Origin of the sequence: Salinimonas iocasae, from assembly GCF_006228385.1 — a bacterium.
Lineage (GTDB): Bacteria > Pseudomonadota > Gammaproteobacteria > Enterobacterales > Alteromonadaceae > Alteromonas > Alteromonas iocasae.
The window spans coordinates 769,297-785,233 of sequence record NZ_CP039852.1 but is presented as its reverse complement, the minus strand read 5'-3'; the positions used below and the strand labels follow the sequence as shown (position 1 = coordinate 785,233).

Genomic DNA, 15,937 nt, shown 5'->3' with positions numbered 1-15,937 from the left:
ATGAAGACTTCAACAAAATTATCAGCGACACTTACTGCAGCGCTTTTAACTGCAGGTCTCTCATCAACAAATGCGATGGCACAAGTTACAGAAAATACGCTTCAGAAACATGAGGGTGTTTATGTAGGTGGTAACTACGGCTACCTTAAAGTAGACGGTCAGGATGACTTTGACGATGACAATGATGTCTGGCAGGGACTGGTTGGATACCGTTTTAACCGTTATGTAGCCATTGAGGGTAGTTATATCGACTTTGGCGACTATGGAACGAATATCGCGAATGCTGATACGGACGGTTACACTGCAGCCGTTAAGGGTATGCTACCAATCAGTGAAAACTTTGCGTTATTTGTCAAAGGTGGTCAATTATGGTGGGAAAGCGATTACGCCATTAATGAATTTGGCGGCAGCTATGACGACGAGAGTCTGTTCATTGGTGCGGGGGTAAACTATGCAATTACGCGCAATCTGAGCGTCAACGCTGAGTACACGATGTATGACGCTGACCTGGATGCTGATGAGCTTTCTGAAAACATTGATGATACCGACTTTGACACGGACCTGAAGCAGGCGAGTCTGGGTATCGAATACCGTTTTTAATGGTTATTTTTAAATAGTATCGACGTTAAAAAAGCCCCTGTTCGGGGCTTTTTTTGTCAGGCAGAAATACTGTTTGAAGAAACGTCGTCGAACCAGCTTCTCAAATTGACGATAGCGGCCTGAGTTTTTGCGGCGATGCTGTCTCGTTGCGGTGTAACAGCATAAACATCATAGCTTCCCATATGCCAGTCAGGCATCAACTGCACAAGCTTTCCACTACGCAAATGATGTCGGACCTCAGGTTCAGGCAAAAGGGCATAACCAAACCCGTCCAGGGTCAACTGAATCACCGCCTGCATATTGTTTACACGAACCCTTGGCGCATTTAGAGTGGTGCTCGCGCCGGATGGCAGATGGGTCATCTGAGTAAATCTGCGACTAACGTTGTTGTGCCCCACATAACTGTACGACTGCAAATGATCAGGATGATTACAACCTTTGGTAGCTAAAGGGTGCTGGTTATCAACGCACATGATCAGATCCCATTTCGCAAGGTGTCGGGCAATCAGGTTTGATGACGAAAGCGGCCCGATACAAATAGCTAAATCGGCGCCGGTTGCAATAACATCAACGGGGTCGTCGGTTAGCGTTAAATCAATCTCAATTTCACCAAACTCTTCAATTAGCTGCTTTATAGGCCGGCTCAATAATCCTCCGCCAAATCCAATCGGCGCTATGAGCTTGAGTTGACCACTTGGCGTATTCTGCAATCTTTCCAGCTGACGCTGCGCTTCTTCGGCGGTCGCCAGTAGCTGCTTCGCTGTTGTGTAATAAATCTGTCCTGCTTCGGTGAGGGTTTGTTTACGCGTACTTCGATTAAACAGGGACAAACCAATATCCTGTTCAAGCTTGGCTATTTGCTGAGAGACCGCCGAGGCTGTCATGTTGAGCTGAAGGGCTGCCTGGCTCATGCTCCCTGTTTCAACGGTTCTGGCCAGAACCTGCAAGGCTTTTGTCAGCTTACTATTCATTTTTTAAGTTTCCCTTACTTAACCTTTAAGTATTTTAACGTTGCCCGATTCACAGCGTAACTTTACCATAAATGAGAATAAATATCATTTAGCTTTGTAACAAAATTTGTGTCTGTCAATGAGAATACGCTTTTTATGCCGGTGCCCTCTGCACCTTTACGATGAAACGAACACAGCATTAGTTCAATGGTCGCTGGCGAACAACGATGACGACTAAACGACGCCGCCGCAGCAAATGGTGGGACTTGCGCACCTGGCACTGGATAAGCTCTGCAATTTGCTTGGCGGGGCTTTTGGTCTTTGCCGTAACAGGCATCACGCTCAATCACGCTACGTCTATAGAGTCTGAACCGGTGGTGACCAGCGTCGAAAAAGCACTTCCGGACTCGATGGTGAGTACGCTCAGCCGCGCCAGGGACAGTGACACCCTCCCCCGCGGATTCAACCGCTGGATGACGGACAATGCACACGTAGATCCCAGCGAGTTCAGCTTACAGTGGAGTGAATATGAGTTGTATGGCAACCGTGCCGGCCCGGGTAAAGACAGCTGGTTTAGTGTCGATCTGGAAAGCGGCGATGTGTACTTTGAAAGCACTGCTCGCGGTATGGTCGCGTTTTTTAATGATTTGCATAAGGGCCGGAATACCGGTTTCTGGTGGAAGATGTTTATAGATTTTTTCAGTATCGCAACGCTACTTTTCAGCCTTACCGGGTTGTGGCTTTTAAAACGTTATGCGAAGGGGCGCTCATCAACGTGGCCTCTCGTTATTGCCGGTATCAGCATTCCTGCGCTGCTTCTTATACTTAGCACATCGGCCCACGCGGCATCCGGTACTTTATCAGTCACTGTCCCGCGCCAGCAGGTAGCAGAATACCATAATCCGTATGTGGCGATTTGGCTGGCCGATAGCAGGCATACGAAGGTAATAAATATCAAAGTGATGTATGACGTAGAGATGGAAAATGACAAGGGCGAAAAGTGGCTTAAAGACCTGCGCTTATGGTGGCGACGCAGTGGCCGTTCTGCCGACCTCCCAATCGATGGGGTAAGCGGTGCGACGCGCCATCCCGGCGAGCTGTCCGTCAATTTGTCAGAACACATGCAGAATATCACGTCGCTTGAGGCCGGAGACTACTTCATTTTTGTAGAAGCCGCCCGGGAACTGGGTGGCCGGGAGTTGGTGAAACTTCCTCTTACACTGCCACTCACCACCTCGCTGACAGTTTCGCGCAGTGGTAAACATGAGCTGGGCCAAATTACTTTAACTATGGAGCCGTAGAATTGACCTTAAAAAACGCTGTTTTCACATTTTCGCTGGCAACGATTGTCACGCTGCTAAGTACACAGGCCTTAGCTCATCGGGTATGGGTAAAGCCCAATACAACGGTTGTTTCCGGAGATGAAGCCTGGGTCACCTTTGATGCGGCCATCGCTAATGGTATTTTCAATCCAGACCATTTTGCTTATCCGCTGGAGCGCCTGAATGCTCAGGGACCCGACGGTACATCAGTATCGCTTGAAAATAGTGCTACCCTGAAGTATCGCAGTGTTTTTGACTTGCATCTGCAACAGGAAGGTACGTACCGGGTTTACAATGCCAGCCATTCACTGATGGCATTCTGGAAGGATGAAGAGGGCAACCGACAAATGTGGCCTGGCCGCGGGAAAACCGGTACCCGAGAGGCGCTGCTGAAGTCTGTGCCGATGGACGCAGATGACCTCAATATCATTGACATGTCCCGCCGCCTGGAAACCTATGTCACGTTAGGTGCGCCAAGTGATGTTACGCAGGACAAGGATAACAAGGGGTTATCACTCAGTTTTAAGGGGCATCCCAACGACTTATATACCTCTGAGCCGAATCAGTTTAGTTTCTTTTTCGATAATGAGCGGGCTGAGGGGGTTGAGATTACTCTTGTCCGGGAGGGACAACAGTATCGGGATACCGACAATTCTCAGACTTTTCGCAGTGACAAAAATGGTAACGTAGATATAACGTTTGAAGACCCGGGTATGTACTGGCTTGAGGCTGAGTACAGCGATAAAAAAGCGAAAGCGCCTGCAAACGAACGACGCGGAAGCTATGTCGTCGTACTGGAAGTACTTCCCCTATAATTCAACAGTTTATCGCACCTGTAGCCGCCTTCCCCTAACTGGTTATGGGTGCACTCCCCCCGATACAGATAATCCGGGCTGGGAAAATTATACAATCATACTGACGCTTTCACCCGTTTTATAAGAGCCGCCTTCTGAACAACCTACACTCAAAATAAATAATTCATTAATTTTCATGAAGTTATGACAAATGATACAACTTTCTCTCTATGGAGCAATTCTTGCACCCTCACTCTCATATTTGTTTAACCGCGACGTAGAGAGTCAGGAGGCGTCATGTCGGCATCAGCGTCGATTTTTCAACAGGGAGAGAATTGCTGGGTAAGTAGTAAAGCAAGCTACGCGGCTCCGCTAATTGATTGCGCGAATTATTATAAAGCGCTTCATTCCTCTATTGTAAAAGCAAAACATTCGATATTTATTGTAGGCTGGGATATCGACAGTCGTATCCGCCTAATTCGCGGTGAAGATGAAGCAAACAGTGAAGCACCTTCGGTCATCAGCGAGTTGCTTGCCTGGAAAGCTGAACAAAACCCTGAACTAAAAATTTATCTATTACGCTGGGACTCCTCTCTGGCCTTTTTTGCGCAGCGCGAAATGTGGGCCAAAGAAGTCTGGGATGAAAATACACCAGACAATGTTGAAACCGTTCTTGACGACACCATCCCCATGGGCGGCAGCCAGCATCAGAAAATTGTCATTATAGATGACGAGGTTGTGTATTCCGGTGGTATGGATGTGTCTACCAATCGCTGGGACACCCGAGACCACCCGGTTGAGTCTGAAGAGCGTGATGGTCCGGACGGTGAATATGGTCCGTTGCACGATGTCCAGGCTGTATACTCTGGCCCTCTGGTAAAAGAATTTGCAGAGTTAGTTCGCTGGCGTTGGTTGCGGGTTGCAGAGTCTAATCCCATCAACTTTCGTGAAGATGCCAAAATTAAACTGGAAGATGGCATTCCTGATGCGTGGCCGGATGATTATGAACCCTGGTTTGAAAATGTAGACTGCGCCCTGGCGCGTACTATTCCATTTATGGATGAGGTTGAGCCGGTTCAGGAAGTACGTAACATGCTGCTGGATCTGATTAATCAGGCTGAGCGGGTAATCTACATCGAAAACCAATTCACCAGCCGCCAGGAAATTGCAGAAGCGCTGAATAAACGTCTTAAAACCTGCCCCGATTTGAACGTAATTGTAGTGAGTTCTTATGAGCCCAAAGGCAGGTTCGAATGTGAGGCATTCTGGGCAAGTCGCATCGAATTCAAAAAGATTTTGTTCAAAGATATCGATCCTGACAGGGTGATCATGACTTATTCGTCAATAACGGATGAGCAGGGGCGTTCCGCTTATAAGCGTATTCACTCTAAAGTCATGACCATCGATGAAAAGTATCTGGTCATTGGCTCCTCTAACCTTAGTAACCGGTCAATGACGCTGGATACAGAAATCGATACTGTTTATTACGGTAACGATGAGCACAATTCAGCCCAGATTGCGCGGGTTCGGGATGACTTACTGGCAGAGCACAGCGGGCGCGACGTAGAAGCGACAGCAGTACTGCTTAAAAAAGACAATCCGGCGCGCGCGTTGATGACCGGCCAGTTGGCTCATGGATATGTGCTTACCCAGGTTAATGACGAAATATTCACCGACCCGTCTTCAGATAACCTTTTCCGCTCATTATCTGACCCGGAAGAACCGCTAATTGCAATGCCTACTATGGATGGTTCATCAATGCCTGTACGTAACCCTCGCCGCCGGACCATTATGGTAGGACTTGGCGTGCTTATTATCGCGATACTGGGCGGCCTGATGTTCTGGGCCAGTCAGGCAATACCGTGGTTAAGTGCAGATAGCATCAATGCGTTCTTAGAAGAAAGCCGTGGAACCTATTTTGCTTTGCCTACCGTACTGCTTGTCTACCTGGTGGGCGGAATTTTGTTTTTCCCTGTTACCGTATTATCTATTGCGGTTGCCGCCGTATTCGGCCCGATTTGGGGGCCTATTTACGGGATTTTGGGCGCATTGCTCAGTTCAGCAACAATGTTTGGCGTAGGTAAATTACTCGGCAATGCGGGTCTTAAAAAGATTGGCGGCCCCAAGGTTGATGCTGTCGATCAGAAGCTGAAAAGCAGCGGAATCGTCGGTGTCGCCGCCATCAGAATGTTACCGATTGCCCCATTCAGCCTGGTAAATCTGGTTGCGGGTATTTCATCTATCGGCTTGTTCCAATTTTTAATGGGAACCTTCCTGGGAATGTTTCCTCCAATGATTGCAAAGGGTTTAGTAGGTGATTCTATTACACAAATTTTCCGTAATCCTTCACCTGAAACCATTTCTTATTTAGCCGGCGGGATAATCCTGTGGGGATTGATGATTTGGGGTTCACAAAAGTTTGCTCGCTGGTATCAGGAACGTAAACAGAACAAGGCTAAAGCGGAAGAATGTGTCGCATAATCAGTTACAATATTCACAGTGGTGTTGGCAGAGACAAAAAGCATGACTATCGCCGGATAGGGAATTTTCTTGCAGAGCGCGATGCTGACATCGTGCTGTTGCAGGAAATGGATACCCGACCGGAGTCGCGAAATGTTTCTCAGGATATTCGTGACATTTGCGCCTCCAATATTTATCAGTTGGTCGCCTCTCCGGCTCTGACTGAAAATTATGGCTGGTACGGTAATGCAGTACTTACCCGGTACCCTGTGATAAGTAACGAGACACTGGATGTCAGTCAGAGTGGTTTCCAGCCACGTAATATACAAACCGTGGTTCTTGAAACGCCAAAAGGGCCGCTGACTGTCGTTAATACTCATAAAGGCTTAAAAAAACAGGAACGTCGCTCGCAGTTCGGACTGCTTCACGAATATATTGAACAAAGACTGAAGGTCAACCCTACTCCACTCGTATTGGGTGGTGATTTTAATGAGTGGCAATTTTTCACATCGGCCTTTAAACAGCTTAATGATACACTTAACCAGCATACCGTGGGAGCGACCTTTCCCAGTCAGTTCCCGATGTTTTCACTTGACCGGCTTTGGACTACCGACGACATCAGGGTGAAGCGTGTTCGCAAACTTAAGAATGCCCGCACCCGGATCCTTTCAGATCACCTACCAGTTCAGCTGGATATCATCCTGCCAGACACGACGAGTCAGCCTGTTTCCCGGGAAGAAAAAATCGTCGCGTTTGGGTAGCTTCACCAAGGAGCCATATCTCTATTCGCTGAATAAACGCGCCTTGCCCATCACGTGCAGGGCGTCAAATTTCTGACAACAACCTCATAAATATCTGATATTTATAACACTCAACACCCGTCAAAAACACGTCTGGCTAAATAGTTAATTTTTTTTCACTAATCTCCTTTCAATACTACAAATCTTGTCTATAACTTTATAGAACCTGTCTCCGACTCCAGTCGGTCAGTACAGCAATGATGCTTATATTTCGCAAAATCGGAACGCATAAACGAGTTTCGGCTCAACAGGTAGCAACATGACAAGCGGCAACATCGTAGATATTCGGACTGAACAAAACGCCCTCTCTTCATCACTGAACTGGCTTCTTCCTATTGCAGGCATAGTCGCTGGTGCAGTGCTGGTTTATCTGGGCCTGGATTATCTGGCGGTAATAACTACTGCCGTGTTATGTACGCTGGCGCCTGTCACATTTTTCTCAGCGAGAAACGAACCTGCAGAGTCAGACCATGTTGAAACGCAGCCAGTAACAAACGCGGAATGTGATGTGGCCCCTATGCAAAAGGAACTGACCAGCATCATCTCAACCTGCGAAAATAATTTAAGCGATGTTCTTAGCACCCAATCCAGTGCAATCGACACGCTCAGTGACTCATTTACAACGCTTCGCACTATGGTAGGTGAACAGAACAGCTGCATCGCAAAACTTATTCACGCAGATGCGGATTCAGACGAAATGTATGCTTCTCGTATGCAGCAATTTGCTGACAGTACCGAGCAGTCACTGAATCAGTTCCTGGTGTCTACCGACGTTATTTCTAATGGCACCGGCGTCATTCTGGACAAGGTAAATGTAGTACATGAAACCATGCCTACCGTCATGAAAGCGTTAGGCGATATTGATGACATTTCGGCACAAACCAACTTACTGGCATTAAATGCAGCCATTGAGGCAGCCCGTGCCGGTGAGGCTGGCCGCGGCTTTGCGGTGGTAGCCGACGAGGTGCGCGCATTATCAAATCGCTCCACCCAATTTAGTGATGTAATTAAAAAACAAATCGAGAGTATGAGCGAGCTGATTAATGAACTGACCAAAAATGTCAGGGAGCTGGCTTCTCAGGATACCAGCTATATTGTCGAAGCCAAACGGGACATTCAGACAGAGCTGGATCGCATTATTGCCAAAGCTAAAAATGATACACAAACCACCCTGGCGCTCGAAACCATCGGTCAGCAGTTAGATAAAGCATTAGGCGATTCTATTCGCGGTTTACAGTTTGGCGATATCAACGGTCAGAACATTGATTACACCAAAGAGATTCTGCATACCGTTACGCAGGCTATCCAGGCAGGCGATACGCCTGAAGCAATCGCCCGGCAGCTAAAAGACTACCACGGCCATGTTTCTGAGCGAGGCCGTCCCGATCACAACCCGGTGTCATCCACCAGCGTGGATGCCGGAGACATTGAGTTTTTCTGACAACCCCCTTTTCAATTTATCGTTGATTCATTAATGAGATCCCTTTATGAGCAAAAAAATACTTGCAGTTGATGACTCTGCCTCAATTCGGCAGGTAGTAGAGATGACACTGAAATCTGCTGGCTATGATGTAACTACTGCTCAGGACGGCCAGGATGCACTGGACCAGTGTAAATTCAATCGCTTTGATTTTGTTCTGACCGATCAGAATATGCCAAGAATGGATGGTCTTACGCTCATTCGCGAGCTTCGTAAAATGAGCGCCTATGCGCGCACACCTATTGTAGTGCTGACCACCGAGGCTGGCGAAAGCATGAAAACACAGGGCAAGGCAGCGGGAGCCACAGGGTGGATGGTCAAACCTTTCGATCCTGACAAACTGCTGACCGTGACCAGTAAAGTGTTGAGTTAGGGCCTGACCGGATATGTCTATAGATATCGAGCAGTTTCACAGTGTGTTCTTCGAGGAAAGTCAGGAACATCTGGACAACATGGAACAACTGTTAATGGCACTGGATGTCGATGCTCCCGATGCCGAAGAGCTTAACAGTATCTTTCGCGCCGCTCATTCTATAAAGGGCGGCAGCGGTATATTCGGGTTTAATGCGCTTGGCGATGTTACCCATGTCATGGAAAATCTACTCGATAAAGCTCGTAATGGTACGTTTTGTATCACCACGCAAACCGTAGATTTACTGCTTGAAACCGTAGATATATTAAAACAAATTCTAATGGCTTATCGCGAGCAGACTGCTTTGCCTGAACCACTTATCAATGAAGCGAAGGCTCAGCTTGAGGCAGCGCTGTCGACAGAACAGAATACGGATGCCACTCCCCTTACTTCTGCAACATCTTCCCCAACGGCCGATGATTTTGGCTTTTTTGAAGATGACACTTCGCCGCAGGCTACTGAAGGTAACGATTCGTTTGGCTTTTTCGAACCTGACGATGCATTAACGCAAGCCCCCACTGATGAACTAAGCAGTGACTCAGATGGCTTTGGCCTGTTTGAAACCGAATCTGAAAATGCCCAAACAGCGCAACCAGCCTCGGAGGATTATGGCTTTTTTGACACAGATGCTGCAAAAAAAGCGCCGGAGCCGGTTTCCGCCAAAACGTTACAAACCAAGGCAACAGTCAGCCCAATCAAACGGGATACAGCTAAAAAAGAATCTTCATCGATACGCGTAGATACGGCCAAAATTGATGCCATGGTTAATCAGGTTGGCGAGCTGGTTATCACTCAGTCGATGCTCTCGCTAATTAGTGAGCAAATTGAGGGCGCGCTGGGTGAAAAACTGCAGACGGCTATCTCTGAACTGCAGCGTAACACGCGTGAGATCCAGGAGTCGGCGATGTCCATGCGTATGCTCCCTATCAACATGACGTTTAACCGGTTCCCCCGCGTTGTCAGAGACCTATCGTCTAAGCTAAACAAAAAAGTGACTTTGAAAATTGAAGGCGGGGCTACTGAAATCGATAAGTGCATGATTGAGAAGCTGGTCGACCCCATGACTCACCTGGTAAGGAACAGTGTTGACCACGGCATAGAGATGCCGGACGTGCGTGAGCAGGCCGGTAAAGCCACCAGCGGCACTGTGGTACTTCGGGCCGAACAAAAAGGCGGCAACATTGTTATCAGTATCATTGATGATGGCGCTGGTTTAAGCCGCCAGCGCATCTTAGCTAAAGCTGAAGAAAATGGCCTTAATGTGAGTGAGGACATGCCGGATTCAGATGTCTGGCAGCTGATCTTTGAGCCCGGCTTTTCTACTGCCGCAGAGGTCACCGACGTATCCGGCCGCGGGGTTGGAATGGATGTAGTACGCCGGAATATTGAAGCGCTCGGTGGCCGTATTGATATTGAATCCAGAGCTGGCAGTGGTTCGGCATTCCATATTCATCTCCCCCTTACTCTGGCCATTGTAGATGGCATCAGCGTCTCAATTGGTGAACAGATTTTTGTAGTGCCTCTGGCCAATATTATTGAATCCATTCAGCCAACCGAGGCGCAGCTCAAACGACTGGGCAATGACACGCTCCTCTACATTCGCGAGCAATACTGGCCTCTTGTGGCAACCCATGAACTGATGAATGTAGATAACGCAACAACGGATCCTACCCAGGGCATCGTTGTGCTGCTGGAGAGCGGTAAGCAGCAATTCGGCATTCTGGTCGATAGCCTGTTAGGCCAGCAGCAGGTCGTTATCAAAAGTCTTGAACAACATTACCGAAAAGTGCCGGGGATATCCGGAGCAACAATTATGGGGGATGGCAAAGTTGCCATGATACTGGATGCAGATGCCATCGCAAATCAGTGCCGTCCCGATTATCAGGAGGAATTGCAGGCATGAACGCCGCAGAACAAACGCACTTGCAAACGCAGCAGGAGTTTCTCAGTTTTGTGCTGGGTGACGAACACTACGCACTGGAAATCACAGCAGTCAAAGAGATTCGAGGCTATGAGCCGGTGACAAAAATTGCCAATGCGCCTGACTTTATTAAGGGTGTGCTGAACCTTCGCGGCGATATCGTTCCGATTATCGATTTGCGAATTAAATTCAACATCGGCACCCCTGTTTACAACGAGTTCACCATCGTCATCATGCTTAACGTGCTTGATCGCATAGTAGGTATTGTGGTGGACGGCGTGTCGGATGTTATCCGCCTGAACGATGACGAAATCAGACCGCCACCTGAGTTCGGTGTGGCATTCGATAGCAGATATCTGCAGGGTTTAGCTTCTGTCGAAGAGGAGATGGTGATCTTGGTTAACATTGAAAGCCTGATATCCAGTAGTGAGCTGGGTCTCTTCGACTCCCATAATCAAGCCGGGGATTTTTAACATGGGAATGTTCAATATATTTAACAACGAGGCAATCAAAGCGCAGCAATTACAAATGTTGCGAATTGAGCAATCGTTAGAAGCCACCACCACATGTATTATGATGGCGGATAAAGATCGTAATATTATTTACGCGAATAAAGCGGTCCAGCGACTATTGAAGGAAAGCGAAGAAGAGCTTCAAAAAGCGCTTCCTAATTTTTCTGCCGATAATCTGGTTGGGCAGAACATTGACCAGTTCCACCGTCACCCGGCGCATCAGCGAAATATTCTGGCGTCGCTCAAAGAACCGATGGTTTCCTCAATTACAGTCGGTACGCTGAACTTCAAGCTTACCCTGAACCCTATGTTCGACCATAATAATGAAAACATAGGCACCATGGTTGAATGGGTTGATCAGACAGAACTGCTGGTAAAAAGCGGTATGCTCAACGCCTTGAGTAATGCACAGGCTCTGGCCGAATATACCGTGGATGGGGAATTTGTTGATTGTAACGATAATTTTTCTATTTTAAGTGGTTACACAAAAGATGCGTTAGTTGGAAAACAACACAGTATCCTGCTTGATGAGAAAGAACGGGCTCCGGAGGCCTACCAGGCGTTCTGGAAAGCGTTAAAAGAGGGTGAGCGTAAGGCCGGTGAGTTCAAGCGTATAACGCAAACCGGACAAGAAGTCTGGCTCCAGTCATCTTACAACCCCATCCTCGATACAAAAGGCAAGGTGGTTAAAGTCGTCGAATTTGCCATTGATATCACACAAGAAAAGCTGAAAAGCGCTTATTATGGCGGCCAGATTGAAGCAATCAGTAAATCTCAGGCTGTCATCGAGTTTGATATGGACGGCATGGTACTGGAAGCCAATGAAAACTTCCTTAACCTGACTGGCTATACGCTTAAAGAGATAAAGGGTAAGCATCACAGCATGTTCGTCGATAGTGAACTGCGCAACAGCATTGATTATCGCACGTTCTGGGAAGGGCTGAACAAAGGCCAGCATCAGTCAGGTGAGTTCCGACGACTGGGCAAAAACAACGCTGAGCTTTGGATACAGGCCTCTTATAATCCTATTTTTGACCAGAACGGTAATCCCTTCCGTGTTGTAAAGTATGCCACCGATGTCACAGCCCGTACTACGGCTATCTATGATATCAAAGCGGTGATGAGTCAACTGGCGCAGGGCGATCTTACCTGTGAAATTGACCACGAGCTGGAAGGTGAGTTTCAGGTTCTGGGTTCAGCCATCAACCACTTTATTCGCGACCTGAGAAGCACGGTTTCGCGCATCAACACAGCCGTTGAAACAATTACGTCAGCGTCCAGTGAAATCGCTACGGGCAATGCAGATCTGTCCACCCGCACAGAGCAACAAGCCTCAAGCCTGGAAGAAACCGCCTCCAGTATGGAGCAGTTAACCGGCACGGTGAGATTGAATGCTGAAAACGCTGAGCAAGCGAACTCACTGGCTTCGGATGCTGCGGAGATTGCCGTTAAGGGCGGAAAAGTGATTCAGGAAGTGGTACAGACCATGTCCAGTATCAACGAATCTGCGCAACAGATTTCTGACATCATCGGTGTGATTGATGGCATTGCGTTTCAGACCAACATTCTGGCACTTAACGCAGCAGTTGAAGCGGCGCGCGCCGGCGAGCAAGGACGTGGCTTTGCAGTGGTAGCTTCAGAGGTTCGCACTCTGGCGCAGCGCTCTGCTGAAGCTGCCAAGGACATTAAAGAGCTGATTTCTGATTCAGTAGGTAAAATTGAATCGGGCAATACGCTAGTTAACCAGTCCGGTGAAACAATGGGTAATGTCGTAACCTCCATTAAACGGGTAAATGACATTATGTCTGAGATCGCCGCATCCTCCGCTGAGCAGGCCACCGGCATTGATGAAATCAGCAAAGCGGTATCGCAAATGGATGAGATGACTCAGCAAAATGCTGCGCTGGTTGAAGAAGCTGCAGCAGCGGCTGAGAGCATGCAGCAGCAGGCTGAACAACTTGCTGAGCGAGTCGATACCTTTAAATTATCAGAAGAGGATACGGCGGGCGAGATTCAGGCAGCAAAGCCTAAGGCCCTTCCACCTGCTTCCCGCGCTGGTCAGTCACGTCCAAAGAGCAAACTGGCTCAGCTAAAAACCTCGGCGCCTGAAGACGATGAATGGGAAAGTTTCTGAAGTTATTGAGCAACCTGGTGCGCCTGTGCGCACCAGAGCCTCAGAGTTTTCTTACAGCCCGGATGACTTTAACAACGTAAGACAAACGCTTTACCGTATCACCGGTATTCGGCTGGCTGATACGAAAGATGCCATGGTTTACAGTCGTCTTGTGCGGCGCATCAGAGCGCTACGAAAAAAAAGTTTTTCAGAATACCTCGGTTATCTGAAGCGTACGCCTGGTGAACAGCAGCATTTTATTAACGCTCTGACCACAAATTTGACCTCGTTCTTTCGCGAGCCGCATCATTTTTCAATGCTGGCGCAACATTTAAGTGTTACGCCAGATGTCAACACCATCTGGTGCGCTGCAAGTAGCTCTGGTGAAGAGCCTTACTCCATCGCAATGACCGTGGCTGAATATTTTGGTCATTTTAATGCGCCCGTAAAGATTATCGCCTCTGATATAGACAGCAATATGCTTGAAAAGGCCCGACTTGGCGTTTATTCAGACCAAATTACGCGCCATTTGTCAGCTGAGCGGTGCAAACACTTTCTGCATCGGGGGAAAAACCAACACGCGGGCAGTGTTCGCATTGTTCCCGAGCTGAGGAAAATGGTGGAATTCCGGCAAATTAATTTAACCGTGCCACGCTGGCCGCTGCCACGTCAGATAGACGTTATATTTTGTCGTAACGTCATGATTTATTTCGACAAGCAAACACAGTTACGGCTACTGGAAAAGATGGTATCACTAATGCCCGCGCAGGGCCTGTATTTCGCGGGGCACTCTGAGAACTTCTCAATGGCACCCCATTTGGTCAGGTCGGTTGGCAACACCACTTATCAGCCCGTAAAAGGCAAACACAATGGCTGAAGCAGCACAGGAGCGATTATCCGGGCTTAACATATATTACGATAATCGCTTTAGCCGTCAGGCAGTAAAAATTTTGCCCGGCGAATACTTCGCATCAAACAGCGCCACGATGATAGTTACAGTGCTCGGTTCCTGCGTTGCAGCCTGTCTCAGGGATAGTAAAAATAAGGTGCACGGAATGAATCACTTTTTATTACCTACAGACTATCAGGACGATAACTACAAATATGGAGCCCCGGCACGCTACGGCATGCACGCGATGGAATTGCTAATCAACGATATGGTGCGACTGGGCGCAGACAGACGCAATATTCAGGCTAAGGTCTTTGGTGGCGGCAGTGTGATGGGTCAACTCACCCACTCCAATGTGGGCGAGAAAAACGCAGAATTTGTTATCGACTACCTTAGAACAGAACATATCCCCATACAGGCGAGCGACTTATTGGGTGAATATCCGCGTAAAGTATATTTTATCCCTGAATCAGGCGAGGTCCGCGTTAAGAAGATTAAGCGCTTGCACAACACAACGATTATGGATCGGGAGTCAACTTATCAGCGCAAACTCAAAGAGCAAAAGACACGTACGCCATTCGATTTATTTAATGCGGAGTCGTAATGGCAATTAACGTTCTGGTCGTCGACGACTCTGCACTTATCCGCCGTTTGCTCAGCGATATCATTCAAAGAACACCAGGACTTACGCTCGCTGGCACAGCCCCGGATGCCTATGCGGCCAGAACAATGGTGATTGAACTGGCTCCTGACGTTATTACGCTTGATATTGAAATGCCTAAAGTTGATGGCCTGCGCTTTTTGGAAGTATTGATGCAGGCAAGGCCTACACCGGTGGTAATGATTTCAACACTGACCGAGCTGGGCGCTGACGCAACATTGCGCGCACTGGAGCTTGGTGCTATAGACTTTGTTCCCAAGCCGCGACTGGATATTGCCAAAGGCATTGAGGAATATGAATCAATAATAGTATCCAAAATACGTGCGGCGGCCTCATCTCGTCTTCCCCGCTTACGCCCGCAGGCGCAAAAGCTGCCCCGCACTACCTATACCGGTACCGAAAAAATAGTTGCCATTGGTGCGTCAACTGGCGGAACAGAGGCAATTAAATGCATCATTGAATCGCTGCCAGCCAATGCACCTGCAACCATAATAACGCAGCATATGCCTGCAGGCTTTACCACCAGCTTTGCCAAACGTTTGGATGCGTGTAGCAGAGTTAACGTGCGTGAGGCGCAGGGGAACGAGCGCTTATTGCCGGGAACCGCTTATCTTGCTCCAGGTTCGCAGCATTTGACGATAAAGCGGGACGGTGCCGATTACAGAACGGTATTACAGGATACGCCCCGCGTCAGCGGTCACAAGCCTTCCGTCGATGTGATGTTTGAGTCTGCCAGCAAATATGCCGGGCACAACGCGGTGGGCGTATTGTTGACGGGTATGGGTAAAGACGGTGCCAAAGGATTACTGTCACTTCATAATCAGGGAGCCTTTACTATCTGTCAGGATGAAGCTTCATGTGTGGTGTTCGGAATGCCCAGAGCGGCAATCGCATTGAACGCGGCCAGCGTCATTCTGAATATTTCAGATATTCCCCCGGCGCTTCTTCAGCACTTTGAAGCAGTGCAGGCAGGTTCACGGCTTTAGCATTCGGATAAAAATTTTCATGCCACGCTACAACGCA

General features: G+C 48.2%; 14 protein-coding genes. 13 read left to right on the top strand and 1 reads right to left on the bottom strand.

Features of this window, described 5'->3' with window-relative positions:
- A complete protein-coding gene (locus FBQ74_RS03415; RefSeq protein ID WP_139755327.1) occupies nt 1-600 on the top strand; it encodes a porin family protein in 600 nt (199 codons plus the stop codon).
- A 56-nt stretch (nt 601-656) separates the two neighbouring features.
- Here FBQ74_RS03415 and FBQ74_RS03410 read toward each other — a convergent pair whose 3' ends face one another.
- Nucleotides 657-1,571: a LysR family transcriptional regulator gene (locus tag FBQ74_RS03410; protein WP_139755326.1), complete on the bottom strand. Its 915-nt coding sequence runs from the start codon at nt 1,569-1,571 to the stop codon at nt 657-659.
- Nucleotides 1,572-1,777: 206 nt separating this feature from the next.
- Between FBQ74_RS03410 and FBQ74_RS03405 the strand changes: the two genes are divergently transcribed.
- From FBQ74_RS03405 to FBQ74_RS03350, 12 genes are all read left to right on the top strand, one after another.
- Nucleotides 1,778-2,851 (top strand): PepSY-associated TM helix domain-containing protein, encoded by a 1,074-nt coding sequence (locus FBQ74_RS03405; RefSeq protein WP_139755325.1) that lies wholly within the window; start codon nt 1,778-1,780, stop codon nt 2,849-2,851.
- 2 nt (nt 2,852-2,853) lie between these two features.
- The gene (locus tag FBQ74_RS03400) at nt 2,854-3,687 is read left to right on the top strand and encodes a DUF4198 domain-containing protein (RefSeq protein ID WP_139755324.1); all 834 of its coding nucleotides are present in this window, start codon (nt 2,854-2,856) and stop codon (nt 3,685-3,687) included.
- A gap of 276 nt (nt 3,688-3,963) precedes the next feature.
- Entirely contained in the window at nt 3,964-6,147 is a 2,184-nt protein-coding gene (locus FBQ74_RS03395; protein WP_139755323.1) for a VTT domain-containing protein, read from the top strand.
- Nucleotides 6,135-6,887 (top strand): endonuclease/exonuclease/phosphatase family protein, encoded by a 753-nt coding sequence (locus FBQ74_RS03390; protein WP_139755322.1) that lies wholly within the window; start codon nt 6,135-6,137, stop codon nt 6,885-6,887. Before FBQ74_RS03395 ends, FBQ74_RS03390 begins: the two co-directional genes overlap by 13 nt.
- Nucleotides 6,888-7,185: 298 nt before the next feature.
- On the top strand, nt 7,186-8,367 hold the full coding sequence (locus FBQ74_RS19220) for a methyl-accepting chemotaxis protein (protein ID WP_139755321.1): 1,182 nt from the start codon (nt 7,186-7,188) through the stop codon (nt 8,365-8,367).
- Between the two features lie 46 nt (nt 8,368-8,413).
- Entirely contained in the window at nt 8,414-8,779 is a 366-nt protein-coding gene (locus tag FBQ74_RS03380; RefSeq protein ID WP_139755320.1) for a response regulator, read from the top strand.
- A gap of 13 nt (nt 8,780-8,792) precedes the next feature.
- On the top strand, nt 8,793-10,721 hold the full coding sequence (locus tag FBQ74_RS03375; RefSeq protein WP_139755319.1) for a chemotaxis protein CheA: 1,929 nt from the start codon (nt 8,793-8,795) through the stop codon (nt 10,719-10,721).
- Nucleotides 10,718-11,212: a chemotaxis protein CheW gene (locus tag FBQ74_RS03370; protein ID WP_139755318.1), complete on the top strand. Its 495-nt coding sequence runs from the start codon at nt 10,718-10,720 to the stop codon at nt 11,210-11,212. Before FBQ74_RS03375 ends, FBQ74_RS03370 begins: the two co-directional genes overlap by 4 nt.
- Before the next feature lies 1 nt (nt 11,213).
- Complete coding sequence (locus tag FBQ74_RS03365; RefSeq protein WP_139755317.1) at nt 11,214-13,385, top strand: methyl-accepting chemotaxis protein; 2,172 nt, start codon at nt 11,214-11,216, stop codon at nt 13,383-13,385.
- Nucleotides 13,366-14,241 carry a CheR family methyltransferase gene (locus tag FBQ74_RS03360; RefSeq protein ID WP_139755316.1) on the top strand — a complete coding sequence of 292 codons (876 nt, stop codon included), beginning with the start codon at nt 13,366-13,368 and terminating at the stop codon, nt 14,239-14,241. The genes FBQ74_RS03365 and FBQ74_RS03360 overlap by 20 nt, the downstream gene beginning before the upstream one ends.
- Complete coding sequence (gene cheD / locus FBQ74_RS03355) at nt 14,234-14,857, top strand: chemoreceptor glutamine deamidase CheD (RefSeq protein WP_139755315.1); 624 nt, start codon at nt 14,234-14,236, stop codon at nt 14,855-14,857. Before FBQ74_RS03360 ends, cheD begins: the two co-directional genes overlap by 8 nt.
- Complete coding sequence (locus FBQ74_RS03350; RefSeq protein WP_139755314.1) at nt 14,857-15,900, top strand: protein-glutamate methylesterase/protein-glutamine glutaminase; 1,044 nt, start codon at nt 14,857-14,859, stop codon at nt 15,898-15,900. The genes cheD and FBQ74_RS03350 overlap by 1 nt, the downstream gene beginning before the upstream one ends.
- The last annotated feature ends 37 nt before the right edge of the window (nt 15,901-15,937 follow it).

What these genes read in the sequence shown, in the direction of transcription:
- FBQ74_RS03395 (WP_139755323.1), top strand. Translation starts at nt 3,964, where the DNA reads ATGTCGGCATCAGCGTCGATTTTTCAACAGGGAGAGAATTGCTGGGTA.
- FBQ74_RS03405 (WP_139755325.1), top strand. Translation starts at nt 1,778, where the DNA reads ATGACGACTAAACGACGCCGCCGCAGCAAATGGTGGGACTTGCGCACC.
- cheD (WP_139755315.1), top strand. Translation starts at nt 14,234, where the DNA reads ATGGCTGAAGCAGCACAGGAGCGATTATCCGGGCTTAACATATATTAC.
- FBQ74_RS03365 (WP_139755317.1), top strand. Translation starts at nt 11,214, where the DNA reads ATGGGAATGTTCAATATATTTAACAACGAGGCAATCAAAGCGCAGCAA.
- FBQ74_RS03360 (WP_139755316.1), top strand. Translation starts at nt 13,366, where the DNA reads ATGAATGGGAAAGTTTCTGAAGTTATTGAGCAACCTGGTGCGCCTGTG.
- FBQ74_RS03375 (WP_139755319.1), top strand. Translation starts at nt 8,793, where the DNA reads ATGTCTATAGATATCGAGCAGTTTCACAGTGTGTTCTTCGAGGAAAGT.
- FBQ74_RS03410 (WP_139755326.1), bottom strand. Translation starts at nt 1,571, where the DNA reads ATGAATAGTAAGCTGACAAAAGCCTTGCAGGTTCTGGCCAGAACCGTT.
- FBQ74_RS19220 (WP_139755321.1), top strand. Translation starts at nt 7,186, where the DNA reads ATGACAAGCGGCAACATCGTAGATATTCGGACTGAACAAAACGCCCTC.
- FBQ74_RS03350 (WP_139755314.1), top strand. Translation starts at nt 14,857, where the DNA reads ATGGCAATTAACGTTCTGGTCGTCGACGACTCTGCACTTATCCGCCGT.
- FBQ74_RS03390 (WP_139755322.1), top strand. Translation starts at nt 6,135, where the DNA reads ATGTGTCGCATAATCAGTTACAATATTCACAGTGGTGTTGGCAGAGAC.
- FBQ74_RS03370 (WP_139755318.1), top strand. Translation starts at nt 10,718, where the DNA reads ATGAACGCCGCAGAACAAACGCACTTGCAAACGCAGCAGGAGTTTCTC.
- FBQ74_RS03415 (WP_139755327.1), top strand. Translation starts at nt 1, where the DNA reads ATGAAGACTTCAACAAAATTATCAGCGACACTTACTGCAGCGCTTTTA.
- FBQ74_RS03380 (WP_139755320.1), top strand. Translation starts at nt 8,414, where the DNA reads ATGAGCAAAAAAATACTTGCAGTTGATGACTCTGCCTCAATTCGGCAG.